Genomic DNA, 25,887 nt, shown 5'->3' with positions numbered 1-25,887 from the left:
TCAAAAAAGAAATTTTATTTTTTTATCTGCCTTATTTGCCTTGCTGTTTTTTGCACCGCTAACCTACTCGCAGACAACGCCTAAAAAAACAGAAAGCCGGTCTAAATTATTTGAAGAAACAACAACCGACAGTGATTATCTGATGGCGATCGAAAAAGCAAGTGCCGTAATGGAAACTGCTTACAACGATGCCGATTTTGACGGAGCAAGCCATCATTTGTTTGGAGAAATCAAAAGGACCCAAAGCAAACTCGATTTAATTTTAGAAAGCCTTAAAGGTGCAAATCCGAATGTGCGTAACCAGCAAATGTATCGTATTGTTCTAAGAGAAATCCAACAGGAGCTTGACGAGCAAAACGACGCCATCAATTTACGTAACAAAAACCTGGAAAAAATCAAAGACCGGTTTATCGAATTACGTAAAGACAAAACTCTGGTTGGCCTTATAAAAGATACTATCCGACGCAAACAATTTAAAAACGAATTTGCGAATCTTAGAAAAAAATACAAGAACACGGATAGTCTGATGACTAAAAACCAGGGGGTTTTAAACAAAAACAAAAGACTGACCGTAGAAAGAAAAATTGCGGTTTCTAATGCCCTGATTACGGTAGAAAACAATCTGGAAAAATCAGGAATCAGCATGCTGAAGAAAGAATATCCATTTTTATGGAGCATTGCCGATTCTGTGCCGAAGCAAAAAGTTACCCAGACCATCAAATCAAAAATTATTATTGAAGAAAGCGTTGCTGCTTATTACGCAAGTTACCGCGCAGGAGGATTAATTAGCCTTGCAATTTTAATGGGTTTACTGGGCTGGTATATTTTTCGCAACCTGAAATATTTAAAAAACAACGGACATGCCGAAAATCTGGCTCTTTTAAATTTTAAATACCTGAACAAGGGAGTTATCATTCCGGTGGCTGTAATAGGTCTTAATATCGCTGTAGTGAGCAATCTGTATGCTCCTGCTCTGTTTATAGAAATACTTCAGCTCATTTTGCTCGGAATTCTTACGATTCTTTTCAAAAATCACTGGTCAGGAAACGCCATGCGCAACTGGACACTGCTTTTAGGATTGTTCTTTGCCCTTTGTTTTCTGGATTTATTCATTACCGTAGGACTACTGCAACGCTGTTGCTTTATTGTGATTAACGTTTTGGGAATCCGTTACGGACTGGTTCAGATTAAGAGTCTGAAGAACGAATTATACATCAAAGGTTTCTTTAAATGGGCGAATATTATTTTTATCGGATTTAATGGATTATCGATACTGTATAACATTTTCGGACGTGTATCGCTTTCAAATATGCTAAGTGTTACTGCTTTTGTCTCTCTTACACAGATTGTTGCATTAAGCGTACTGATAAAAATTATTCTTGAAATTATTCTTTTACAAATCTATACGACAAGGGTAAAACGCGGAATCGAAAAGATTTTTGACCACGAAAGTTTATCCGACACGCTCAAAAAGCCTTTTATCATCATTATCAGCTATATGTGGCTGGTGGTAATTGGTTCTAACCTGAATTTTTGGGAATCGCTTCGAACTTCGCTGGGGAATTTGCTTAGCCATCCCAACACGATCGGAAGCATCACTTTTACGTTAGGAAATATCCTTTTGTTTTTTATTATTATTTGGGTGGCGCATTTACTGCAAAAATATGTGGCGTACTTTTTTGGTGAAGTAGATGATGAAAACGAAGAAAACATAAATAAAAGACAACATTCAAAATTACTGATTACAAGACTGGTTGTTTTAATTGTCGGATATCTTTTGGCTGTTGCAGCCTCTGGCATGCCTCTGGACAAATTAAGCATACTTTTAGGAGCTTTGGGTGTCGGTGTTGGACTTGGATTACAAAACGTTGTAAATAACTTCGTATCGGGCATTATTTTGATTTTTGACAAACCCATTCAGATTGGTGATGTTGTCGATATCAGTTCAGAATCCGGACGTGTAAAATCCATGGGGCTTCGTACGACTAAAATTAACGCTCCGAACGGTGCCGAAATTATTATCCCGAATGGTAATCTATTGTCGCAAAATATTACGAACTGGACTTATACGGACAATTTTAAGCTAGTTGATGTTTCGATTGAAATTACAGGAGATACCACTCCGGATGAAATTAACGATACTATTCAAAAATCGCTGGAGACGATTGCACTGGTTAACAATATCAAGCCTTCGCAAATCTATTACAATGCGATTTCTGACGGAAAATATAAAATTCAGATCAAATTCTGGTGCAGTATTTACAGAACCGAAGAAACGGTGAGCACTGCCCGTCAGGTTTTATTCAGTAATTTTAAAGCAAAAGGGCTGACCTTTTCAAGCTAAGGAATTCAGTTTTAATTAAAACAAAAAAGCCGTCAGATTTATTTCCGACGGCTTTTTTTATTGTTTAAAGGATTAAAATTTCGCTGCAAATTCTTTGGCAAAATCTTCCAGTTTAATTTTTCCGTCAACAGAAAAATTACCGTTGAGGAAATGTTCCGAAATCTTACCGCTTCGCAACCCTGAACCCATTTCGGTATACAAACCTGCAATTTCTTCCGGTAATCCGGCTTGCGTCATTCCCTGCAAAGATTGTTCGTCAGTAAACTCAACCCATGGTAAATCTGTTTTTTCAATCGCTGATCCAATCGCTTTTGCAATTTCACCTGGTGTACGCACATCGCTGATGATGTAACGAATATTTTTTCCTGTCGCTTCTTTTTGCAACTCTTCGGCTACTGTCGCTGCAATATCTTCCGGATGTACCAAAGGCATTTTGGCATCTGCAGGATAATTGGCTCCCATGATTCCGGCACCTTTTATCATCGGAACGTCGTTGTATAAATTGGTATAGAAAAATCCGGCACGTAAAATAGTTACGGCAGTATTTTCTAAATTATTGTACAACGCTTCGATTGGATGTAGTCCGGCAATTGGCCCGTTTCCGTTTGGCAAATGAGCCCCAATACTACTCAGCATTACAACACGTTTGATTTTTGATTTTTCTATTGCTTCCGCAAAAGCTTTTCCGGCATTTACCGTATTCGAAATCACGTTTGCTCCTCCTAAATTTGGCGGTGTCATCGCAAAAAGTGCATCTGCTCCGGCAAAAGTATCAGCCAAAAATGTACTGTCACTTACGGAACCAACAGCTGCCTTTGCTCCTATTTTTTCAATTGCTTCTTTTCTGTCGGCATTACTGCTGATCACTGTTACCACATGCCCGGCACTTACTAATTGTTTTGCCAATGGTTTTCCGATGTTCCCTAACGAACCTGTAATTATTATTTTCATCTTAAATTGTTTTTTATTTACAGAAACAAAGGTATATTTGTACTTACTTTTATACAAGTACTTACCCTAAAGTATGTATTATGACAGCAATTAAAGAAGCCTCAACAATTCAGGAAAATAAGCAATATGCCTTAGACACCTGCCCTGTTACGTATGTAATGGAAAAAATCGGCGGATACTGGAAGCCCATTATCCTGTATCATTTATCAACCAGCGATAAACGCTACAGCGAACTCAAAAGAGCGATTCCGGCCATAACGGAAAAAATGCTTATTCAGCATCTGAAACAACTTGAAGCCGATGGATTGGTAATCAGAGAAGCAAAACCGGTTGTTCCACCATTTGTAACATATCGTTTAAGCAATTCCGGAAATGGTTTGATTCCGGTGATTCATGCTATGGCAGAATGGGCTTTTAAGGAAAAGGATGGGGTTTATAAGGTTTAAAAAACAAATTATTGTATTAGTTTGTTATAAAAATTTAAACACTAAATTTAACCTTCCAAATTTAAATCAAACCAAAAACAAACCTTAAGAAAAATCAATATGGGAAATCAGGAAAATATTAGGAAAGTTGCCATTGTTGGGTATAACAGAATTCCGTTTGCGAGAGCCAATACTTTTTATTCAGACGTAAGCAATTTACAAATGATGACGGCTACGCTTGACGGACTTGTTGAAAAATATAATCTTCAGGGTCAGTTACTTGGTGAAGTTGTTGGTGGAGCGGTAATCAAACATGTTACAGACAACAACCTGATCAGAGAATGCGTAATGAGAACAGCTCTTGATCCTGCTACTCCTGCCTGCGACCTGCAACAGGCCTGCGATACCGGAATTGAAAGTGCCATTTATATTGCCAACAAAATTGCGCTTGGCCAGATCGAATCGGGAATTGCCTGTGGCGTTGATTCTATCAGCGACATGCCGATTGCGGTGAGCGAAAAACTGAGAAAAATATTGCTTGAGGCCCGAAAAGCAAAATCACTTGGAGGTAAAATAAAAACATTCCTGAAAATCCGACCAAAAGACCTTACTCCGCTTGTACCAAGAAACGAAGAATCCCAAACCGGACTTTCGATGGGCGGACATACGGAAATTACGGCTAAATATTATAAAATATCCAGAGAAGATCAGGATCAGCTGGCATTAAAAAGCCACCTGAATATGGCAAAAGCGTATGACGAAGGTTTTTTCAGCGATATGGTCACTCCGTTTAACGGACTTGATAAAGACAATAATTTAAGAAAAGACAGTACTTTAGAGAAACTGGCAAAACTGGCTCCGGCCTTTGACAAAACCAACGGAACGCTTACGGCAGGTAACTCTACTCCGCTTACCGATGGTGCTTCGGGTATTCTTTTGGCGAGTGAAGAATGGGCAAAAGAACATAATTTACCCATTTTAGCTTACATCACTCACGCTGAAGTTGCGGCTATTGAATATGTAAAAAATCAACAGAATTTATTATTAGCGCCTTTATTCGCAGCATCCAGAATGTTGGAAAAAGCAAATTTGACTTTACAGGATTTTGATTATTATGAAATTCACGAGGCTTTTGCTGCTCAGGTTCTGGCAACGCTTAAAATCTGGGAAAGTCCGGAACTAAGCAAGGAAATTGGTCTTAAAAAATCTCTTGGCGCTATTGACAGAAACAAACTAAACGTAAAAGGAAGCAGTCTGGCTGCAGCGCATCCGTTTGCGGCTACGGGCGGAAGAATTATTGGTGTAATGGCAAAACTGCTTAACGAAAAAGGCTCCGGAAGAGGTTTTATCTCGATCTGTGCTGCCGGAGGACAAGGGATTACTATGATTATTGAGAAATAAGTTTTTTTTTGAAGGTTCAAAGGGACAAAGTTTCAAAGGGACAAAGCAAGCTTTAATTTATTAATCTCGCAAAGTCGCGAAGACGCAGAGTTTTTAATTTAAATTTACTTTGCGTCTTTGCGACTTGCGGGAAATTATCATTTAATGAGAGAATCCAAATGAGATGCTCATAATGATAATTCCAATAACGATTGTGGTGATTATTACGTACAGATAATCTTTTTCTAAAAGGAAAGAAAATAACGACAGTAACACCCTAAATACCGGTGTCAGGAAAAGTAAAACGATTCCGAAGAATATTATGGATTCTCCGCTTCCCTGAATTACGCCTTTATAAACAGAAGCAATTACTTCAAAAATATTTCTGTCATTTTCTTTGAAAACCGAATAGTTTTCGATGTCATTTCCGTGGTGCAATAAATATACAATTCCGCCGATAAAGGCTACTGATAACGAAATCCAGACTCCGTAACGCAATAAATTACCCACTATTTTCTGAAAATCTTTTTCTCCGAATTTTTCCTGTGTCATGTGCTTAGATTTTTCCATTAAGTCCGTTATAAATCATGTTTAAGGCGAGTACAAAAATTAAGCAGGCAAAAAAGATTCGCAGTTTTTTAGGGTTTGTTTTCACCAGGATTTTAGCTCCGGCCATAGCGCCAAACAAAACGCCAATCACAACCGGCATACAGATTCCGGGCTCAATATATCCTTTTTGAATATAAATTACGGAACTCGCCATTGCGGTTACTCCCATCATAAAATTGCTTGTGGTAGTCGAAACTTTAAACGGAATTCGCATAATGTTATCCATCGCAATTACTTTAAAGGCTCCGGAACCAATTCCGAGTAATCCTGACATCATTCCGGCAATTCCCATCATGCTGAACCCTCCTATTACATTCTTTGTTCCGTAACTGATTATTTCTCCGTCATGCGAAGGATAAGTTCCCTGCAGTTTTAGGTTTTTAGCTAATGGACTGGATTCTAAAACAATATGTTCTTCTTTTTTTCTTAATGAATTGATGGCCGAGAAAATCAGGGTAAGCCCGAATAAGACGGCTATAAAAGATGTGGGTGCAATGGCAGAAAGAAGTGCTCCGCCAACCGCTCCCAAAGTGGTGGCAATTTCGAGAAAAATCCCCAGACGCATATTGGTAATTCCTTCTTTTACATAAGCTGCAGCCGAACCGGATGAAGTGGCAATTACAGAAACCAAAGCCGCCCCGATGGCATAATGAATATCAACTCCGAGAACGATTGTTAAAAGAGGTATGATGATGATTCCGCCTCCTAATCCTGATAATGATCCTATAAAACCAGCCAGAAAAGCTCCCAAAATCATAATCAGGGTAAATGTAAGTACTGTCATTTGGATTTCTTTATTTGACTGCTAATTTACAAATACATATTTGCTTTGACAGCATCGCATTTTACAACAAAGCCATAAAAAACTAAAATAAACACATAAACAACTAATTATCAATACAATAAATCTCCGCTTAAAAATACCTTAAAAATTCCGTGATCTTAAAATTCTTTCATTTTTTTTTAAATTTAATCCATTCAAAACAGACTATTTTTATCACAAACTCTTTTCAAAAAAAGAATAAAAAAAGAGTGTTTTCTAACCAATTTATATTATTTTTAACATTTAAATCATTTCTGGTTTTCTTTTATAAATCCCCAATTTACAACGCTTTAACTTTTATTTTTTGAGCTTAACTATCGATTTTATGGTACTTTATTTTAAAAGACTTCATTTACTGTTGTTCTTAATTTTATCGTTTGGCCTGCAGGCGCAGATCGAAAATAAAAAGAAGTCTTTTGTATATAAAAATCCAACTGAAGTTAAGGAAGGAAAAAAAATTGCCGATTTGTATGCTTTGTACAATAAAGGCGATGAGAAAAAGGCGTATCTCAAAGCACATTCCATATTAAAAACTTCCCATAATAACCGCACCACTGCTTGTGCTGATTTGCTCCTTGCCTATTATTTTAACAAAAAAGCGGTCATAGATTCTTCTATTTATTATACCAATCAGGCATTAAAATTTAATACGGTAGTAAATGATTCACTCAAAAACAGGCTTTATTCTCTTGGATATAACCTGCTGGCGATGAATTATAAAAAAAGAGGTTTATTGGGTGAAAGTAAAAAATGGCACCTGAAAGGCATTGAAGTTTCGCAGAAATACAATGAAAAAAACCTGTTCTATACACATACACATGGTTTGGCTTTGGTTTACAGTCAATTGGGAGATAATAAAAATGCTTTGAAATTGTTTAAGCAATGTCTTGAATATAAGGAAGATCCTGAGATTATTTATGGCAGCTATATTAATATTGGTGATATTTACGCGGCTCAAAAAGAATTTGACCTTTCTAACCAATACCTCAACAAGGCAAATATTTTGTGCCAACAGCAAAACAATAATAACTGCAAGGCTATTGTGGCTATAAGTCTTGCCAGCAATCTGGAGGAACAAAACAAAAAAGCAGAGGCTTTGAAGCTTTATAATGAGGCTATTAAAATCGCCGATGCCAACGAATACAACCAAATTGCGCTAATTGCGAGACTGAATACGGGAAAAATTTACCTGGAATCCAAAAAATACGATACGGCAAAACTGATTTATTCTTCAGGATTAGAAAATGCGCTTAAACTGGGGCTGTTAAATGAACAAACGGTTATTTATAATGCGCTGAAAGAAATTGCCATTGCCCAGGATGATTATAAAAATGCTTATCATTTTAGCAATAAGTATTATAAAATAAAGGATTCCATAACCCATCTTCAGAATCAGAAGGAAATTAACGAACTCGACGTAAAGTATAAAACAAGTCAGAAAGAAAAGGAAATTGAAGCTTTGCAATTTGAGAATGCGACCAAAAAACTGACGCTGGAAAATCAGTTTGAGGCTATAAAAAACATGCGCCTTCAGGAAGAAATTACCAATAAGGAAAATGAAAATACGATTTTATTTTTTCAGAATTCATCGGAGAAAAAGTTAAATGAAATTTCTTTATTGAAGAAAGACCAGCAACTAAAGGCTTTAGAAATAAACCAGCAAAAGAAAACCAGGCTTTTTACCATAATTGCCTTTTTGATTTTACTGATTCCGATTACAGGACTTTTGTTTCAATATTATAAACGTCTAAAAGCACAACGCTTACTGAACAGTAAACAGGCTGAAATCAGTTCGCAGAAAATAAACGGAATCCTGAAAGACCAGGAATTAAAACTGATCAAGGCTTCTATCAGCGGACAGGACAAGGAACGCGAACGTATTTCGCAGGAACTGCACGACAGCATCGGCGGAAATCTTGCAGCTATCAAATTACAGCTGAACCATTTGGCAAGCAGTAATTTTTCGAATATTGAAAATATCAACCTGCAGCTGGATGACACGTATCAGCAAGTCAGAAGTTTGTCGCATACTTTGATGCCGAAGAAATTCAGCCAGAACAAATTTTGTGAAGTTTTAGAATCTTACCTCAACAATATCAGTGCTGCGAGTGATCTCAAGATTTCATTTCTGACATATCCGAAAAAGGGAATTAATGAAATGAGCGAGGTGATTCAGATTGAAGTTTTCAAAATTATCCAGGAGCTGCTGACCAATACAATTAAACATGCCAAAGCTACTCAGATAGAAATTCAGCTCAACCTCATCGACAATGACCTGAATGTTTTGTTTGAAGATAACGGAATTGGTTTTAATACCGGAAATTACAAACAGGGAATTGGTTTTATTAATCTCGAAACACGAATTAAGAAACTAAACGGTTCTCTTTTAATAGACTCAAAACTGAAAAGAGGGACTATAATAAATATAGAAATCCCCTCTTTTGCAGAAACAACTAAATCTAAAAAAAACATCCTGAAAGGAATTGACTTAAAAGATCAGCTTGATGAATTAAAAAGTAAACTTTAATTACTGCAAACTGACTATTAATTTTTTTATATAATGAGCAAAATCAAAATTCTTATCGCCGACGATCACACTATGTTCCTACAGGGAATCATTTCGCTATTGGAACAGGAACCTAATATTGAAATTACCGGCAAGGCAATAAACGGTCTTGAAGCGTTGGAAATTATTGGGCAACAGCCTGTCGATTTAGTAATTCTTGATATCAGCATGCCTGAAATGGACGGTATCGAACTGAGTAAAATCTTAAAAAAGAAATATCCTGCTATCCGGATTCTGGTGGTAAGTACACACAGTAATGTTAGTATTATTTCGCGACTGATCCGAATTGGCGTTAATGGCTATTTATTGAAAAATGCCGAGAAAGCCGAATTACTGGAGGCAATCAATACAATTGCAAACGGTGAGAATTACTTTTCTGAAGAAACAGAAGAAAAACATCTCTCGAACAATCTGAGAATTGAGAAACAGGTGTCAACTTTAACGGAACTTAGCTCTCGCGAAAAAGAAATCCTGGTTTTGATAGCGCATGAATACAATACTGCAGAAATTGCTGAAAAAACTTTTATCAGCCTGAATACTGTAAACACGCACCGCAAAAACTTATTATCTAAACTGAATGCCAAAAATACGGCGGGACTTGTAAAATATGCCGTTGAGAATGGTTTGGTTGATTAATATTCAAAACCTCTTCCGAACCTGTAATTGAGAACAAGTCCGAAAGTGTCCGGGATTACAACATTGTCAAATGATTTGTTGTACGTACAGATTATTTTAAAATTGTCTTTTATATAAAAACCAGCCAGAAGATTGACAGTATCCGAAGTGCGGTAACCGCCACCAAATTCGACTTTGTTTTTATAATTTACCAATAGATTTAAATCGGCCTGAAATGGTGCTCCTTCGGTATATTTTGCCAAAAAGCCGGGAGTTATTACCACATCTTCCAATTCGCCTTTAAAAAACCGGTAACCAAAGTATCCGTAATATACATTTTCTAAATTGGTATTGTTTTTTGAATTGAAAGCGCTGTTGAGCACATTTGGAGCAGAAATCCCAACATAGAGGTTTTCTCTGTTATACAAAAAACCAAGTCCAAGCGTGGGTGTAAAAACATTAATATCTTCCTGAAATTCGGGATCGTTTTCTAATCCTAATTTGGTTAGGTTTTCATTATAAAGCATCCCTCCTGCTGTTAATCCAAACGAAATAAAGGTCGAATTATAACCACTAGCCTTCTCTTCTTTGCCTGAATTGAAATGAATTTTATAAGCATATGAGGTAAAAAAACTGGTGGTGTTTGTGACACCAATTTCATCATGCGAAATACCCGCGGCCAGACCTACCTTGTCTGACCACGCCAATGTATTTAACGAAACATCAAAGCTTCTTGGGCTTCCGTCAACAGCAGAATTAAAATAACCATCTGTTGTCAGGACCATATCTGTATTTTCATAAAAACCTGCATGAGCCGGGTTTATAAGGACAGTATTGTAATTATAAGTCGAATAAACTGGCGTTTGCTGTGCATATGCCCTTTCTAAAAAAATAATTAATAATAATGTTATAAGGAGTGTATTTACTATTCTTTTCATGAATTATCGTTTTAAAACAAGGTATCCCTTAAGTTTTGTGAAATGGTGATTATCTGCATTTGGATTGATTTCGAAGAAATATGTTCCTTCGGGAAGCTCATTGGCACCAAGGTTTTTGCTTTTGTTGGCTATTCCGGTAAAAACATTCGTGGTGTTATCGTATCCCGTAATCTGGAAAACCAAATCGCCCCAACGGTTGTAAATGGATACTTTGTTATTTGGATATTGGGTAATATCATCAATCAGCCAGAAATCGTTTATACCATCGTTGTTTGGCGAAAACCCATATTTGGTTTCGTCTGTTTGTTTTGGCAGTACCGAAATAGTAACAGCATCCTGGGCTTCGCAACCGTCTTCACTTATAAAATTAACCGTATAAGTAGTAGTGGTAACTGGTGAAAACAAAGGATTAGCAATTGCTGTATTGCTCACGCCTTCTGACGGAGTCCAGGTAAAAGTTCCGTCTTTTGTAGCTAAGGCTTCAATCTGTATATTTTCGCCTTCCTTTATTTCTACATCATTTCCTGCATCTACCAATAAAATAACTGCATTCAGCTGAAATGGACAATTCGATTCATTTCCTGCCATATCTCTGGCCGTAATATTGATTGTCATTCCGTCTGTAAAATCGCTTCCTGCAGCCGGATCCTGCGTAATAACCGGATTCGGATCTACATTATCGGATACTGAAATTATAGTCGTAAAATCAGGCACTTTCGTTTCTGAACAGGCTACTGACTGGTTTTGCAGACAAGTAATCTGAGGAGATTCTGTATCTGTAATTAAATGAATAGTAAAGGAACAGCTTGCTGAATTTCCGCTACTGTCTGTAAGGCTCATCTCAACGCTCATCCCCTCTGCAACTGCAGAGCCCGGTGGCGGATTTTGAATAATAGTAAAATTAGTATCGCAATTGTCTTTTACCGTAACTAAGTTTATATAGTCCGGTAAATCCAGATAGGATAATAGGTTTTGGTCTCCGGGACAGATCATTTCCGGAGGAGTGGTATCCGCGGAAGCGTTTACTTTAAAACTGCAATACGATTCATTGTTTGAAGCATCTTTTGCGGTTACCGTAATTGTCATTCCATCCACAAATGTGCTTCCTGCTGTTGGTTCCTGTGTGATTATTGGTGAAGCATCACAATTATCCGTGGCCGTAATTAAGGAGGTATAATCCGGAATTATCTTTTCACAGGTTATATTCTGATCTCCGATACACGTTATAACCGGAGGTACATTATCCGCGGAAGCGTTGATGACAAAACTGCAATAGCCTTCGTGACCAGAAACATCTTTTGCTGTGAGTGTTATGGTCATTCCGTTTACGAATGGAGTTCCAACAGCCGGACTTTGTGTGATAACCGGAACTGCATCGCAATTATCGGTCGCTGTAACTAAAGCGGTATAATCCGGAATGGTACTTCCGCATTCTAATTCCTGATTGTTAATACAATTTATAACTGGTGAAGTTGTATCTGGGGCATTATTTATAATAAAATTACAATTTGAGTAGTTATTCGAAATATCTGTTGCGGTAATTGTAATAGTCATTCCGTCCACAAAAAGAGTTCCGGCAACCGGATTTTGAGTAAGAACCGGGGCGGCATCACAATTGTCCGTAACAGTCACCAGAGTGGTATAATCCGGAATTGTACTTCCGCATTCTAAGCTCTGGTTTCCGGGGCATACAATTACCGGAGGTGTGCTGTCGGCAGAAAGGTTAACGGTGAAATCACAATACGATTCGTTGTTTGAAATGTCTTTTGCTGTTATTTTTACCGCCATTCCGGGAGTAAAAGCAGTTCCGGCTACGGGATTTTGCGTAATTGTTATTGTTCCTGTACAATTGTCTGTTGCGGAAACCAAAGAGGTATAATCCGGTAATACTGCTTCACAAGATAAACCCTGATTCCCAATACAGGTAATAACCGGTGCTGTTATGTCAGGAGTTGCGGCATGTATGGTAAGATCACAAGAATCTGCATTACCTGATTCGTCTTTGTATGTAATATGAATTTTTATTCCGTCATAAAATGGAGTTCCTGCCGGAGGTGTCATTTCAGAAGTTATGGTCTTGCTGCAATTATCAGCTACATTCATAATAGGATCTGAAGCATAATCAGGCAGTACGTCACCACAATTAAGGGTTAGGTTTGTCGGGCAGTTAAATGTCGGCGGAGCCGTATCAGGCCCTGAGGCAGTAATATGGAAACTGCATTTGCTTTCGTTTCCTGCGTCGTCTTTTGCCGTAAACGAAATATCCATTCCGTCAAAGAAAGCCGTACCCACTGCCGGGGTTTGTATTACCTCAACATCTGTATCGATGTCATCATATACTATTAATTCGCTAATGTAATCAGGAATTACTGAACCACAGGCCAACTGTTTGTTTCCTGGGCAAAATAAAACCGGATTTACGTTATCTACGGCAAGTGTAATGTTAAAAGTACACGTCTCATAGTTAGAACTTGCATCTGTTACCGTTAGCACTACTGTTACAGGATCTCCGGTAAACACTGTTCCTTCGGCAGGAGTTTGTGTGATAACAGGTTTTTCGTCACAGTTATCTTTTGAAATTAATGAAAACTTATAATTCGGAATTACATCTCCGACATTCATTGCTGTATCTGACGGACAACTGGTGATAACAGGCTTTTCTGTGTCTAATATTGAAGCCCTGCCATAGATTAGATAGGCTTTTCCCGGATTAATGTTTATTTTTAGTTCACTGGAATAAACGCTTAAAGGAGTTCCCACAATCAGGTCATCAAAACCGTCATGATTGATGTCGCCTGCAAAATCTATATTTGAATCACTCAAATAGCCAATATAAACTCTAATTCCGTCTGCAGGAGAAAATTTGGTCAGCTCTACAGTTGAATTCCAAGTATTTTTTCCAAATAAAACATACGCATAAGAATTACCATATAGAAAAACATAATCGTCGATGCCGTCATTATTAAAATCACCAATACCTCCAAATTTATCACTTATATGTGTATCTGTTATCGTAAATCCGTTAGTACCGTTGAGGTCTTTCAGATCTACTGAAGCGGGCATGGAAGAAGATCCAAAAAGAATATAATTTCTGCTAAAGGCAATATCATTAAATCCATCGTGATTTAAATCTCCTGCTTTATTGACACGTCCGTATTGTAATGTTTGTGTCGAATGTTCTACAGTAAAACCATTACTGCCGTTTAAGGTCATCACATCAAATGAAGCCGGAAAACCGGAACGACCGTAAACAATAAACTTTTTGGCACCATCAAAACTTCCTAATGCAATATCCGGAATACCATCTCCATTAACATCTCCTAAAGAGGCTACAGATCTGCCCACTTTATCAGTTGCAGAGCTACTGGTAATTACGGCACCATTTGTTCCGTTTATGTCTGAGCTTAAAAGCAGAGCCGGAAAGCCACCATTTTTACCATAAATAACATAGGCTTTCGGAACACTACTTCCAAGTCCGCCAATAAGAATGTCGCTGTAACCATCGCTGTTAAAATCTCCCGCACTGTCCATGCTGAATCCGTTACGCTCAAAATTGACAGCTCCCTTAAATGTAAAACCATTATTTCCGTTTAATGACGATAAAAAGAACTCAGACGAATAACCGCCCGTTTTTCCGAAGATCACATAGACAGCACCAATGTAAAAGCTAAATGAAGGTCCGTTTGTAGATGGTGCACTCATCATTATGTCTGCCAGTCCATCACCATTAAGGTCACCCGCTTCTGATACTGAATATCCGATTTCGTCAAATTCGCCCGGATTAATATCATTTCGAATAATAAATCCGTTACTGCCATTTAAAAATCTAAAATCAATTGTCGGAGGAAATCCTGCCGTAGTACCAAAAATAACATAAGCTGCTCCTTTCTTTGTCTCACTTTTATTTCCAAAAGCTCCTGAAGAAGAATAATAAGCCCCAAGAGCACTGACAATAAAATCGTCTGTTCCGTCTCCATTAATGTCTCCGGCTTTGCTCACACTATATCCGGCCTTAGTTACTCCTGGTTCTCCATACATTACAAATCCATTTGATCCGTCTATCTTATCTACTGAAGAATCAAAACTTTTGCAGTTCTGCGGTGGTGTCGGACTCTTTAGTTTTACCAAAAAACTACAGGAATTTGTATTTCCTGATAAATCGGTTACCGTGATAATAACATTGGTATCTGCTGTAAATAAAGTTCCGTGAGGCGGGTTTTGAGTAGTGATTAAATCATAATTACTGGTAAAGGTGCAATTATCGTTTAAAACCTCCAGCATAGAAATATAATCAGGCAATGTAGCATTAGCAAAAAGCTCCTGATTTCCCGGACAGGTAATTGTTGGAATTACATTATCTGTATGATCTGCTTTTTCTCCATAAAAAATATAAGCAGTACCCTTATTGCTATATCCAAATTTTCGGATATTACCAATTACAAAATCATTGGTTCCGTCCTGATTAAAATCACCAAGACCCCCTACATCAGAACCGAATATTCCGCTCGAAAAATTTTTATCCGTATCAAAAACCTGATACCCTAATGTATGGACAATGTTTTTTTCGTTTACAATTCCCGTTGCTGTATTTCCTCCATATACCATGTAAACAGCTCCATTATAACTGATTCCTATTTCGGCAGCAATGGCAACATCAGCTTTGGAATCCTTATTTATATCTTTTATACCGGTAACAAAGGTTCCGAATTTGCCGGAATTCAGTGATCCCTGAAAAATAACTCCTGTAGCCGATGTAATATTCGAAACTGATGATGTACCCGAAAGACCGCTATTGCCAAAAACAACATAGGCTTCACCTGCTTTTAAAATTCCATTAACGTTTTTGCCCGGTGCGCCAATTATAATATCAGCAATTCCGTCCTGATTAAAATCTCCCGCAGCGGCTACCGAGGTTCCCATATTAGCAGAAACTCCTGTACCCAGAATTATATATCCTTCGCCGGCTGTCAGGTTATCTAACTGAATTATGGCCGGAAATACCAGGTTTTTACCAAATAACACAATTGTTCTTCCTGCGCTGCTATCCGTTCCGTCTGACATTGACGGATAACCTAAAACCAGGTCATCTATTCCGTCATTATTAAAATCTCCTGCATTTTTGCAAACAGCGTTCATACTGACAAAACTTGCAGCATATCCTACTATAGCAAAACCGTTACTGCCCGTAAGTGCAGAAGTAGTGATATCGGATGGTGCGGCACTACCAAAAATGATATAATGTTTACCGCCTGAATTGGAATTATCTGAAACTATAACATCGCTTATACCGTCATGGTTGATATCTCCGGCATAACTAACATTTTTTACAGTAGTGGATTCATGTATGGTGATAAAGATACCTTTTGAATTATCTATATCGGTACGATTGTATAAAGCCTGAAAAGGGGTGCTTTTTCCATAAAAGACAAAAGCTCTTCCTTGTCCGGAAGGTTCAAAATTTGAGGATGCAATAATATCGTTTATCCCATCATGATTAAAATCTCCTGCAATATCTAAAGACAGGCCTAATTGTTCTTCTGCAATTTCTCCTCTTATGATAAAACCATTGGTTCCGTCTAAAGTGGTAACATCAAAAGTCTCAAGTGAAAAACCGGATCCTCCAAAAATCACGTAAATTTCACCAACATTGGACAGTCCGCCAAAATCGGCACCGGGTGCTGATATCATTAAATCAGGAATTCCGTCGCCGTTTATGTCTCCGGCAGATCTGGCTTTTAAACCCAAATCATCCGAAAAGGATTTGCCGGTAACGGTAAATCCGTTGGAGCCGTCAATTATAGATTTTGGTATTTGCGGACAGCCGTTTTGTCCATAAGAAAATATTATTCCTGATAATAAAAGCAGTATTAGAATAAGCTGTCTTTTATTATTTGTTTTGGATGTAGTAGAATTTTTTTTCATTCTCAATACTATATTTTACACTTGATTTAAGTTGCAAAACTATAGTATCACAGAATCTTAAATGTCACTAGAAATAGTGATTTTAATCAGAAGATTTATATGTAATTTATCTTCATAACTGAGAAGAATTTTTTAGTTATTCTTTGCTTCATTAGCCACTAGTGCAGCAACAGCGTCAACAGATTTCTGAACAATTTCTTCAGCAGTTCCTATGAACCTGTACTTTTTAGCGATTTCCTTATGCGGAAAAATAAAATGAAGAAATATGGTACCAACGGGTTTTGTTGCGCTTTCGCTCCCGCCCGGAGTTGTTAATCCTGTAAGTGCCACACAAATATCCGATGTTACGAAACGATGGAAATTTCTGGCCATTAATTTGGTCACAACCGCCGATTCTGCGGTATATTGTTTTATTGTTCCTTTCGGGATGAGAAGCAGGTCTTCTTTCATAGATTCATGATAACAAACCAGTCCGCCAATCAGTATTTTTCCTGAATCCATAACGGTAGAAAATTCATAACTTAACTTTCCTGCCGAGGCACTTTCGACAAAACATATCGTCCAGTTTTTCTTTATTAATGCTTCGCAACATGCTGTAACAATTTTACTTGCCATGGTTTATGTTTTAAAGTTTTGACATACTTTTTTATACCAATTAAAAATGGCAAAACAGATTAATCCGTTTTGCCATTTCCAAATATTCAAAATATTATAAGTTTGCTTCTCTTTCCCAGAAGCGGTGTTTTCCTATTGCATCTGCAAAAGAAGCGGCTAAATTTTCATCGCCAGCCTGATCGCTGATCAGTATACCCACATCCCTGCTTATTTTATCGTTGTGAGCAAAACAAAGGGTTTCAATTCCTTCGCCTTCAACAGCAATAAATTTGCAATGCTTATAAGCGTCAGTAACAAATTCTTTTACTTCATTTTTATTTTTTATATCCAGAATTCCTTTTCCGGCCGGAACAAATACGGCATCAAAAAGTACAGAGGCTGCCGTTAAGTAACTTTGGTCAACAGGAATTTCTGTACCTTCTTCAGAAACTATAGTCCCCAGGTGAGGCGCAATAATTTTGACTACTGCCCCGCCGTTTTCCAACGTGGTTTTCATATTATTTACAGACGCAGCATTTACCCCATCATTGCACAAAAAGGCAATTTGTCTGGTTGCAATTATACCGGAACCTTTGTCATTTTTAAGTATGCTTAAGGCATCAGAAGTATCAATTTCAGATTTAACTTCTTTTGGTTCGTACTTTGTCGGATCGGCATCTGCTCCTACTCCGTGATTTATTGGTGTTTCTAAATCTTTTGGCACTTTTAGTCCCAAACCTTTCGCTACTTTACTAACCAGTATTTTATCTACCTTAGATAATAGTCCCAGCATTCTTTCGCGTATTGCTACTGTTTCAACTTTTCCTAATTCAAAACACAAAGCATTAATAATATGTGCTTGTTCTGTTTCGGTCTGACTTTGATAAAAAAGTGTCGCCTGGCTAAAATGGTCTGAGAAACTGGCACTTCTGTCACGAACTTTGTGCGCATCTACGCGTTCGTTAAAACTGGCAAAACCTCCTTCGTCAATTTTTGCCTGAAACGGACAGCCGCCACCTAATGAATTTGGATGGTAACTTACACGACCAACTGCAATTTCCTGACGCATGTGTCCGTCGCGCTGGTTATTGTGCATTGGAGCAATGGTTCTGTTAATCGGAATTTCATGAAAATTTGGACTTCCTAATCTTGACAATTGTGTATCTGTGTAAGAGAATAAACGCCCTTGCAGTAACGGGTCATTGGTAAAATCAATTCCCGGAACAACATGTCCAGGATGAAATGCTACCTGTTCTGTTTCTGCAAAAAAGTTATCTGGATTTTTATTCAGCGTCATTTTTCCGATAATGGTAACGGGTACAATTTCTTCAGGAATTAGTTTGGTTGGATCCAGTAAATCAAAATCGAATTTATGTTCGTCACTTTCCGGTACAATCTGTACTCCCAATTCCCATTCAGGGAAATTTCCAGATTCAATAGCTTCCCATAAATCCTGTTTATGAAAATCGGAGTTTTTACCTGAAATTTTTTGTGCTTCGTCCCATAAAACACTGTGCGTTCCTAATACCGGTTTCCAGTGAAATTTTACAAAGTGGGATTCGTTTTTGTTATTGATGAATCTAAAAGTATGTACACCAAAACCTTCCATCATCCTTAAGCTTCTTGGTATTGCCCTGTCACTCATGACCCACATAATCATGTGCATCGATTCGGGCATCAGTGAAATAAAATCCCAAAAAGTATCATGGGCAGATGCTGCTTGTGGAATTTCGTTATGAGGTTCCGGTTTTACGGCATGAACCAGATCCGGAAATTTCATGGCATCCTGAATAAAAAATACAGGCATATTATTTCCAACCAGGTCATAATTCCCTTCTTCTGTATAAAATTTTACAGAAAATCCACGAACATCACGCGCCAGGTCTGTAGATCCTCTTGATCCTGCAACTGTAGAAAAACGTACAAAGACAGGAGTTTTAATATCGGTATTATTTAGAAAACCCGCTTTTGTATATTTACCCAACGGTTTATATAGTTCAAAATAACCGTGGGCTGCAGAACCTCTTGCATGTACAATTCGTTCCGGAATTCTTTCATGGTCAAAATTGGTGATTTTCTCTCTTAAGATGAAATCTTCCAGTAATGATGGTCCTCTTTCTCCTGCTTTTAGGGAGTTATTGTTATCATTTATTTTAACTCCCTGATCTGTAGTAAGAAATTGACCGTCTGCATTTGATCTGTTCAAATCGAGATCCTTTTGCTTATTATTTGTATCATCGTAATTTGATGGTTTCTGCTTTTTCATATTAATAGGAATTTAATTTATTTTTTTTTTGAAAGAAATCATATGAATTCACCTTACAGACTGGTTTTATAAAAAGTTTGGTAAAATTCATTGTTTGTAGTAATCAAAAGTAGGAAGACAGGAAACAGAACGGCTTACATGATTCTTATCAAAGCTTACAATATTTAAAGCTTTGATTTTCAATACAAAAAATTAACATTTTCAATCATTTTCTTATAAAAACCGAAATAATAAGTTTTCTGTTCTTAAAATTTGGACACATCCATTTAAAACTGATAATTATAGAATCTCAACGCAATTTTGTGTAAAGCAAAATGATACGTCCGGAGGTAAATTTGTAAGAGACATTAAAATATAAATATCGCCTGGTATAAACTAAAAGTGAATTTTAAAACGAATAGTTATGAAAAACGATAATAAAAATTATGGTCAGGTCGAACGTAATTTTCATCATGATGAAGCTGACCTTACGGACAAAAAAAGAGATGCTTCTGTAGAAAATTTGTTTGACAACGATCAATATGATACGGAAAATAAGGATGACATGCAGTATAAAGAAGATGACCTGAACGATGTCAACCATGAAACAAACGATTATAACAGAAATGAAAATATCCCAAACGAAGAAACCGTATTAGACAAGGATGGGAATATTATTAATGAGCAGCCAAACGATCTTGATGATAATTTTAATCAAAACAACATTGATTATTTAGAAAAAGACGGCGATTTGGATAACAATCATAAAAAATAAAATAGTATGGAAAAGTATCAAAACCCTGATTATGGTCAGCACGATCCTGATTATATCGAACAAAATACACTTGTTGACGGAACTCTTTCTAATGAAGACCAATACAAACAAGATTTGAAAAAACATGACGAACGGGAATTTGGCGAAAGCGATCCTGATCATTACGAACAAAACACCCTTGTCGACAATGATAATTATGCGCGTGATGAGGATCCGTATCAACATCAGGAAGAATTTATTGATGACCCAAAACATCCGGTTGATTTTGAGAGCAACACTGACGTGAAAGCTGAGAATATTCCGAATGAGGAAAGAGTTATCAATGAGGATGATGCGATTACAAACGACGGCGAAGAAGATGATTTAAATGAAGATTATGATCCTGATTTAGATAATGATAATCCTGATGAAGACTTGGATGAAGACGAGGAACTGGACGATTTTGATGCAGAACATTTCCCGGAAAATCATCCAAGAGAATAACTAAATATATTCCGGTTTAAAACAATGATTTTATGACTATCGCAACTCAAATTGTATGGCTTTTTGTATTAGCAATTCCAATTTCCTGCATTAGCTGGACTGTAACTCATGAAGAGATTTTCAGGGAGCCTCACGAATGGTGTGTCAGGCGTTCGCAAAACGGCAGATTTATCGTGACCCGAAAATTTTTCTACCTGTTTACATGCGAATATTGCTTTAGTCATTACATTACGATCATTTTTATAATTCTTTGTGATTACAAACTATTGTTAGATGATTGGAGGGGTTATTTAATCGCTTTATTTTCTCTTGTGTTTGTTGCCAATATCTACATGAGCCTTTTCGGGTTATTGAGACAGGCCATAAAAAAAGAGAAAGTTGAAATAAAGAAAATTGAATCTGAGGAAAAACAAATTGAAAATCATAATGATTAGATGGAAATTATGTAAAAATATTTTAAAATTATGTAAATCCAGTTTTTAAACTGTTTTATTTTTTATAATTAACCCATTAATCAACTAATAAGAAGCATCTTAACTCTAAAATTGTTCTTTTTGTTATTATTGTTGCGATTCTGAGTATTAAATGTTCAGATCATTGTGATGACGAAAATTTAAGAAGAGATAGAGAGTTAACAATTGTAACCAAGCATAAAGATTCAATTGAAATTGACTAACATTTAATTACAAAACGGCATCCTTCCGGGTGCCGTTTTTTTAGTTTAAATTATTCTGAATATTGTTTCTCTTTAACGGATCACTTCTATAATCTTCAATAGACTTAATATCCGACCAATACTCAATTACCGTATTTATAATTTCTTTAAATTTATCATAATCATAAGGTTTAATGACATAACTGTGGGTAGGTACCGAATAAAGGTCGATCACAAAACACTGATTAAAAGTAGTCGTAAAAAATAAGCAGGGACAATGGAGTTCCATACTCAGTTTTTTGTATGTAACCTGTACAATTTGTTCATCATTCATATTGAGCAACGCAATGTCTGAAAGTATTAAAAAGACTTTCGTTTTTTCTAAAGTTATATAGCTATATGCATCATTTGCTGTATTAAAATAAAGAACTTTGTTTAAAATCCCCAATTCAGAGAAAATTTCCATAAATAATTTCCGATCCCCCTGATTATTTTCTATAAGCACAATAGGTCCATTTTTATTCATACCAGGCTATTTTTAGTTATAAAATAAAGCAACGAGTAGTACTAATATTACTGAACACAGCAATATCCAAATCAAATATTCTAATTTTTAAGAGAAATTTTTTATACTATTTTTTTTGAAAAATTATATAATTTTATTGTAGGACTATTACTTCTAAATTTACGAATTATTTCAATAGGTTTACTATATCCTTAAAATTATATAATTAGATATTTAAATTCTATAAGCAAAAATTAAACGAAATGATTTAATTTTGTAAAAATGAGAAAACAATAAAATCATTGCCATGAAAAACAAAAATCAATTGCAGATTATGGCAAGACAGTAATTGTTAAAGACGCTTCCGGTACAGAAAGTACTGCTGATGATTCACAAAAAAGGCTCTGCTAATATTAAAGAGTCCACAAATTATAATTTTTAAAATCAAAAGAATGGCAGAAAAAAATTATGATCCAGACAATGACAATTGTCCGGAAAAAGACACCATAGAAAACCTTCATAATTCAAAACTTAATAATAATTCTCAGACTGCAGAAGAGTTTATAGATGACAGTCCAAATCGTATTTCCAAAAAGGATAAGGATAAAGAACAAAAAACTGACTCAGGTAAACCAGAGGATAATTAGAGACCTATAGAAGTCTTTTTAGATTTCATTTAAAAATAATCTGAACAGAACCAGATTTTAATACGTTTAATTTAAAAAAATAAAAGATATGTCAAATTTCATTAATCCATTATTAATTGGAAACGCAGCGGCCGGTTTATTAGAAAACAATAATCCTAAAATATCTGCAAAACATTTAGCCTGCGCCGGAGTGAGTACATTAATCATTGGTGCTGTATTAAAAAAAACAGGCCATCGTAAAGCAGGAAACCTTCTTGCAGGACTGGCGTTACCATTACTTACGTCTGCATGCTACAAAAAATTTAAAGCCAAAAAATCAGAGAATGTCAATAAAAGTACAGACATTACAGGAAACTTTTACGAAGGTTAATTAAGTAATGCACCAAATAAAAAAAAGCACTTCATCTGAAGTGCTTTTTTTATTTAGGAATGGGAATGGTATTTTAGCGCAAAGCTATTTCTAATTGATATTACCTTCAACCCAGTTAAGTGCTTTGTTGAAAGCCTCTTTTTTAAAACCTTTAAATTCACCTGGCACAACATAGCTAAACCCATTTGTAAAGGATATGATTTCTTCAGAATCAGAAACTATGGCAGCTCTGTTCCACTTTCCCAGATGCTTAAGCCCCAGCATCGCATCCTGCAGCCATGCGCCGGCTGTAAAATTCTCTATATCAGTGTCCAAAACCAATAAAAAATTGATTTCATTCATTTGTTTTACCAGTTTTTCTACCGCCGGAACCACTACACTCTGAAAGTCTTCTTTTGTCACTTCTGCTAATGCTCTGAAAGCAACAATATTATCTGTTGTATCGATTTGATGTATCATTTTTTTAAAAATTAATTATTGAAATTCATTTTGAGAATTCCGGGTCACACCATCGGAAATTTAGAATAAAAATAAAAAGAAACAATTTTTTTTCCATTATATTATCTCAATATAATCTTACAGAATCTCTATTAATAAAAGTTTCTATAACGTTAATCTTTCGTTTTATCCAGTCAATATCTTAAACAGAATTCAGGTAATTTTAAATGTATTAATGAATTAACTGAAGTAAAATGGAAAAGCCAAAGAAATTTCCCGAACAAAAACAGCAACTGCCCGGTAACGAATTTCAAATGAATCCACAGCCTGAAATTATTCGTGAAAATTATGGAGGAAGCGGAAAACTTTTAGGTAAAGTAGCCTTTATAACTGGTGGAGACAGCGGTATTGGCCGCAGTGTTGCCGTTCATTTTGCCAGAGAAGGTGCCAATGTTGCAATTGTATATTTAAAAGAAGATAAAGATGCCCTTGAAACCAGAAGACTGATTGAAAAAGAAGGACAGCAGTGCCTGATTATAAGCGGGGATTTAAAAGATGAGAAATTCTGTAAATCTGCAATAAAAAAATGCCACTCAACATTTAAAAAAATCAATATTGTGGTAAATAATGCTGCCATACAATTTCCGCAAAAAGAACTGGAAAAGATAACGGCAGCACAGCTACAGAAAACTTTCGAAACCAACATTTATCCTTATTTCTATATCACAAAAGCAGCCCTGCCTTTTATGACCGAAGGAGATACCATTATCAATACAAGTTCCGTTACAGCCTATCGAGGAAGCGAACATCTGGTAGATTATGCCAGTACAAAAGGCGCCATTGTCAGTTACACCCGATCTTTATCAGCAATGCTGGCACCAAAAAAAATCAGGGTAAACGGCGTAGCACCAGGCCCGATATGGACACCTTTGATTGTGGCTAGTTTTGACAAACTTTCAGATTTTGGAAAAGACAATCCGATGGGAAGAGCCGGACAGCCCTCAGAAGTAGCACCCGCCTATGTTTTTCTTGCCTGCGAAGACAGTAGTTATATCACCGGACAATTTATTCATATTAATGGCGGGGAAATTGTGGGGTAATATTTAAAATGCGTTTGCCACGAATTTTCACGAATTGTTTTTTATAAATCTTAAAAAAAAGCGGATATACTTTTATCAAAGTATATCCGCTTTTTTGATTATAAATATGATTAATGACCAATAATTTCATGTCAATTCCATTATTATTACAAAAGCATATTAGTAATATTAATATTGCTAAAAATAATTTGATTATTAGTTATTTTAGAGTAAAATTCATTAATTTGTTAAAGAAGTTGTAACTCTTTTATTATATATTATTTACAGCCTTCATTAATAATCACGACTCAAAAACAAATATTTTACCTAACTCTAATTCGTATCTGAATGAAAAAATTACTCTTATTAGGAATAATTTCTACTGCTTTTCTTTCCTGTACCACTGATGATGCCGAAACCGGAAAATCAGCCGCAAACAGAACAGGAATACAAGCAAACGGCCCCGGAGATTCTCCAATTATAGTACCTCCACCTCCAATCAAAAAACACTCCGTTGTGTCGAAGGGCCCCGGAGATGCTACTATCCCGGTTCCGCCACCTCCAAAACCTAAATAAAATTATTAACCCTTTCTAAAATATAACTAATGAAAAAATTATTACTTTTTGGATGTGTTGCAATATTTAGCATAACATTTTTTTCTTGTACAACTGATGATAATCAGGAAACTGCAAATATGGGCACTAGTCTAACCGGACCTGGAGATCAACCTATAATAGTTCCTCCGCCTCCAACAAAAAAACAGGCAAAAGTTGTTGAAGGTCCCGGAGATGATCCAATTACAGTACCGCCGCCACCGCCAACCAAAAACTAATTTAAATTATAAACCATTTTTAAGTATAATGAAAAAAATATTACTTTTTGGGAGTATTGCAATGCTTAGCATTACATCCTTTTCCTGTACTACTGACGAGAATCAGGAAAATGAGAACGCAGGTAAAATACAAACTAATTTAACTGGACCTGGGGATCAGCCTGTCATAGTATTACCGCCGCCGAGAAAAGCAGTTTCTGCTCAGGGACCAGATGATGATCCAATTACTGTACCACCTCCACCACCAAAGAAACTAACAGTTTTTGCAGATGGGCCTGGTGATCTTCCTATTAAGGTTCCTCCACCTCCATTAGAAAATTAACTAAAACTATAAATTGTTGTAAATAATAACTAATGAAAAAAATATTACTTTTTGGAAGTTTTGCAATACTTAGCATTACATCCTTTTCCTGTACTACTGACGAGAATCAGACAATTGAGGAAACAAGCAAAACACAAGCAATCGTTGACGGACCTGGCGATGATCCTATTATTCCACCGCCACCTCCCAAAAAACAATCTGTTGTGTCAAAAGGCCCCGGAGATGCTCCAATTATAGTACCTCCACCAAAAAAACAGGCGTCGATTGTAGAAGGACCAGGTGATGACCCTATTAATCTACCGCCACTAAAAAAATAAGATTAATTTAAAATACGATCAAGGGAAAATAATAAAACTTATTTTCCCTTT

Annotated in this window: 24 protein-coding genes; 15 read left to right on the top strand and 9 right to left on the bottom strand. The window is 36.4% G+C overall.

The window, feature by feature from the left end; genetic code table 11:
- The coding region (locus DCO46_RS09805) for a mechanosensitive ion channel family protein (protein WP_243416288.1) at positions 1–2,344 on the top strand (2,344 nt) is incomplete at its 5' end.
- Positions 2,345–2,416: 72 nt separating this feature from the next.
- On the opposite strand, the gene DCO46_RS09800 is transcribed toward DCO46_RS09805, so the two are convergent.
- Positions 2,417–3,295 (bottom strand): NAD(P)H-binding protein, encoded by an 879-nt coding sequence (locus DCO46_RS09800; protein ID WP_116752377.1) that lies wholly within the window; start codon positions 3,293–3,295, stop codon positions 2,417–2,419.
- A gap of 80 nt (positions 3,296–3,375) precedes the next feature.
- On the opposite strand from DCO46_RS09800, the gene DCO46_RS09795 reads away from it, so the two are divergent.
- Positions 3,376–3,741, top strand: a complete 366-nt coding sequence (locus DCO46_RS09795; RefSeq protein WP_116752376.1) for a winged helix-turn-helix transcriptional regulator — start codon at positions 3,376–3,378, stop codon at positions 3,739–3,741.
- Between the two features lie 99 nt (positions 3,742–3,840).
- Positions 3,841–5,121 (top strand): acetyl-CoA C-acetyltransferase, encoded by a 1,281-nt coding sequence (locus tag DCO46_RS09790; RefSeq protein WP_116752375.1) that lies wholly within the window; start codon positions 3,841–3,843, stop codon positions 5,119–5,121.
- Positions 5,122–5,262: 141 nt separating this feature from the next.
- On the opposite strand, the gene DCO46_RS09785 is transcribed toward DCO46_RS09790, so the two are convergent.
- Positions 5,263–5,670 (bottom strand): DUF1634 domain-containing protein, encoded by a 408-nt coding sequence (locus DCO46_RS09785; protein WP_116752374.1) that lies wholly within the window; start codon positions 5,668–5,670, stop codon positions 5,263–5,265.
- Positions 5,657–6,493: a sulfite exporter TauE/SafE family protein gene (locus tag DCO46_RS09780; RefSeq protein WP_116752373.1), complete on the bottom strand. Its 837-nt coding sequence runs from the start codon at positions 6,491–6,493 to the stop codon at positions 5,657–5,659. Before DCO46_RS09780 ends, DCO46_RS09785 begins: the two co-directional genes overlap by 14 nt.
- Before the next feature lie 343 nt (positions 6,494–6,836).
- Between DCO46_RS09780 and DCO46_RS09775 the strand changes: the two genes are divergently transcribed.
- The gene (locus DCO46_RS09775) at positions 6,837–9,059 is read left to right on the top strand and encodes a tetratricopeptide repeat-containing sensor histidine kinase (RefSeq protein ID WP_243416287.1); all 2,223 of its coding nucleotides are present in this window, start codon (positions 6,837–6,839) and stop codon (positions 9,057–9,059) included.
- A gap of 33 nt (positions 9,060–9,092) precedes the next feature.
- A complete protein-coding gene (locus DCO46_RS09770) occupies positions 9,093–9,734 on the top strand; it encodes a response regulator transcription factor (protein ID WP_116752371.1) in 642 nt (213 codons plus the stop codon).
- Here the strand turns inward: DCO46_RS09770 and DCO46_RS09765 are convergent.
- From DCO46_RS09765 to DCO46_RS09750, 4 genes are all read right to left on the bottom strand, one after another.
- A complete protein-coding gene (locus tag DCO46_RS09765; RefSeq protein WP_116752370.1) occupies positions 9,731–10,651 on the bottom strand; it encodes a PorP/SprF family type IX secretion system membrane protein in 921 nt (306 codons plus the stop codon). The two genes, DCO46_RS09770 and DCO46_RS09765, sit on opposite strands and share 4 nt — an antisense overlap.
- 3 nt (positions 10,652–10,654) lie before the next feature.
- The gene (locus tag DCO46_RS09760) at positions 10,655–16,573 is read right to left on the bottom strand and encodes an HYR domain-containing protein (RefSeq protein WP_116752369.1); all 5,919 of its coding nucleotides are present in this window, start codon (positions 16,571–16,573) and stop codon (positions 10,655–10,657) included.
- A gap of 132 nt (positions 16,574–16,705) precedes the next feature.
- Positions 16,706–17,188, bottom strand: a complete 483-nt coding sequence (locus tag DCO46_RS09755; protein WP_116752368.1) for a CinA family protein — start codon at positions 17,186–17,188, stop codon at positions 16,706–16,708.
- Positions 17,189–17,282: 94 nt separating this feature from the next.
- Positions 17,283–19,433: a catalase gene (locus DCO46_RS09750; RefSeq protein WP_116752367.1), complete on the bottom strand. Its 2,151-nt coding sequence runs from the start codon at positions 19,431–19,433 to the stop codon at positions 17,283–17,285.
- Positions 19,434–19,836: 403 nt separating this feature from the next.
- Between DCO46_RS09750 and DCO46_RS09745 the strand changes: the two genes are divergently transcribed.
- From DCO46_RS09745 to DCO46_RS09735, 3 genes are read left to right on the top strand one after another with little or no spacing between them, the layout of a single operon-like run.
- Entirely contained in the window at positions 19,837–20,187 is a 351-nt protein-coding gene (locus DCO46_RS09745) for a hypothetical protein (protein WP_116752366.1), read from the top strand.
- Between the two features lie 6 nt (positions 20,188–20,193).
- Complete coding sequence (locus tag DCO46_RS09740) at positions 20,194–20,670, top strand: hypothetical protein (RefSeq protein WP_116752365.1); 477 nt, start codon at positions 20,194–20,196, stop codon at positions 20,668–20,670.
- 32 nt (positions 20,671–20,702) lie between these two features.
- Complete coding sequence (locus DCO46_RS09735) at positions 20,703–21,104, top strand: hypothetical protein (protein ID WP_116752364.1); 402 nt, start codon at positions 20,703–20,705, stop codon at positions 21,102–21,104.
- A 282-nt stretch (positions 21,105–21,386) separates the two neighbouring features.
- Here the strand turns inward: DCO46_RS09735 and DCO46_RS09730 are convergent, their stop codons facing one another.
- Positions 21,387–21,851, bottom strand: coding sequence for a response regulator (locus tag DCO46_RS09730; protein WP_116752363.1), 465 nt, complete (start codon positions 21,849–21,851; stop codon positions 21,387–21,389).
- Positions 21,852–22,282: 431 nt separating this feature from the next.
- On the opposite strand from DCO46_RS09730, the gene DCO46_RS09725 reads away from it, so the two are divergent.
- The gene (locus tag DCO46_RS09725) at positions 22,283–22,477 is read left to right on the top strand and encodes a hypothetical protein (protein WP_116752362.1); all 195 of its coding nucleotides are present in this window, start codon (positions 22,283–22,285) and stop codon (positions 22,475–22,477) included.
- A gap of 88 nt (positions 22,478–22,565) precedes the next feature.
- Positions 22,566–22,847 (top strand): PrgI family protein, encoded by a 282-nt coding sequence (locus DCO46_RS09720; protein WP_116752361.1) that lies wholly within the window; start codon positions 22,566–22,568, stop codon positions 22,845–22,847.
- A 90-nt stretch (positions 22,848–22,937) separates the two neighbouring features.
- On the opposite strand, the gene DCO46_RS09715 is transcribed toward DCO46_RS09720, so the two are convergent.
- Positions 22,938–23,306 carry an STAS/SEC14 domain-containing protein gene (locus DCO46_RS09715; RefSeq protein WP_116752360.1) on the bottom strand — a complete coding sequence of 123 codons (369 nt, stop codon included), beginning with the start codon at positions 23,304–23,306 and terminating at the stop codon, positions 22,938–22,940.
- A gap of 233 nt (positions 23,307–23,539) precedes the next feature.
- Here DCO46_RS09715 and DCO46_RS09710 point away from each other — a divergent pair, with 233 nt between their 5' ends.
- The 5 genes from DCO46_RS09710 (at position 23,540) to DCO46_RS09690 (ending at position 25,836) form a co-directional block, all read left to right on the top strand.
- Positions 23,540–24,385 (top strand): SDR family oxidoreductase, encoded by an 846-nt coding sequence (locus tag DCO46_RS09710; RefSeq protein ID WP_116752359.1) that lies wholly within the window; start codon positions 23,540–23,542, stop codon positions 24,383–24,385.
- A gap of 327 nt (positions 24,386–24,712) precedes the next feature.
- Entirely contained in the window at positions 24,713–24,940 is a 228-nt protein-coding gene (locus DCO46_RS09705; RefSeq protein WP_116752358.1) for a hypothetical protein, read from the top strand.
- Between the two features lie 29 nt (positions 24,941–24,969).
- Positions 24,970–25,197 carry a hypothetical protein gene (locus DCO46_RS09700; RefSeq protein WP_116752357.1) on the top strand — a complete coding sequence of 76 codons (228 nt, stop codon included), beginning with the start codon at positions 24,970–24,972 and terminating at the stop codon, positions 25,195–25,197.
- A 61-nt stretch (positions 25,198–25,258) separates the two neighbouring features.
- Positions 25,259–25,519, top strand: a complete 261-nt coding sequence (locus DCO46_RS09695; RefSeq protein WP_207784959.1) for a hypothetical protein — start codon at positions 25,259–25,261, stop codon at positions 25,517–25,519.
- Between the two features lie 32 nt (positions 25,520–25,551).
- Positions 25,552–25,836 carry a hypothetical protein gene (locus DCO46_RS09690; RefSeq protein WP_116752356.1) on the top strand — a complete coding sequence of 95 codons (285 nt, stop codon included), beginning with the start codon at positions 25,552–25,554 and terminating at the stop codon, positions 25,834–25,836.
- Positions 25,837–25,887: the final 51 nt, after the last annotated feature.

Source organism: Flavobacterium sp. HTF, from assembly GCF_003105115.1.
Taxonomy (GTDB): domain Bacteria; phylum Bacteroidota; class Bacteroidia; order Flavobacteriales; family Flavobacteriaceae; genus Flavobacterium.
This window is presented reverse-complemented; position numbering and strand designations above follow the sequence as displayed.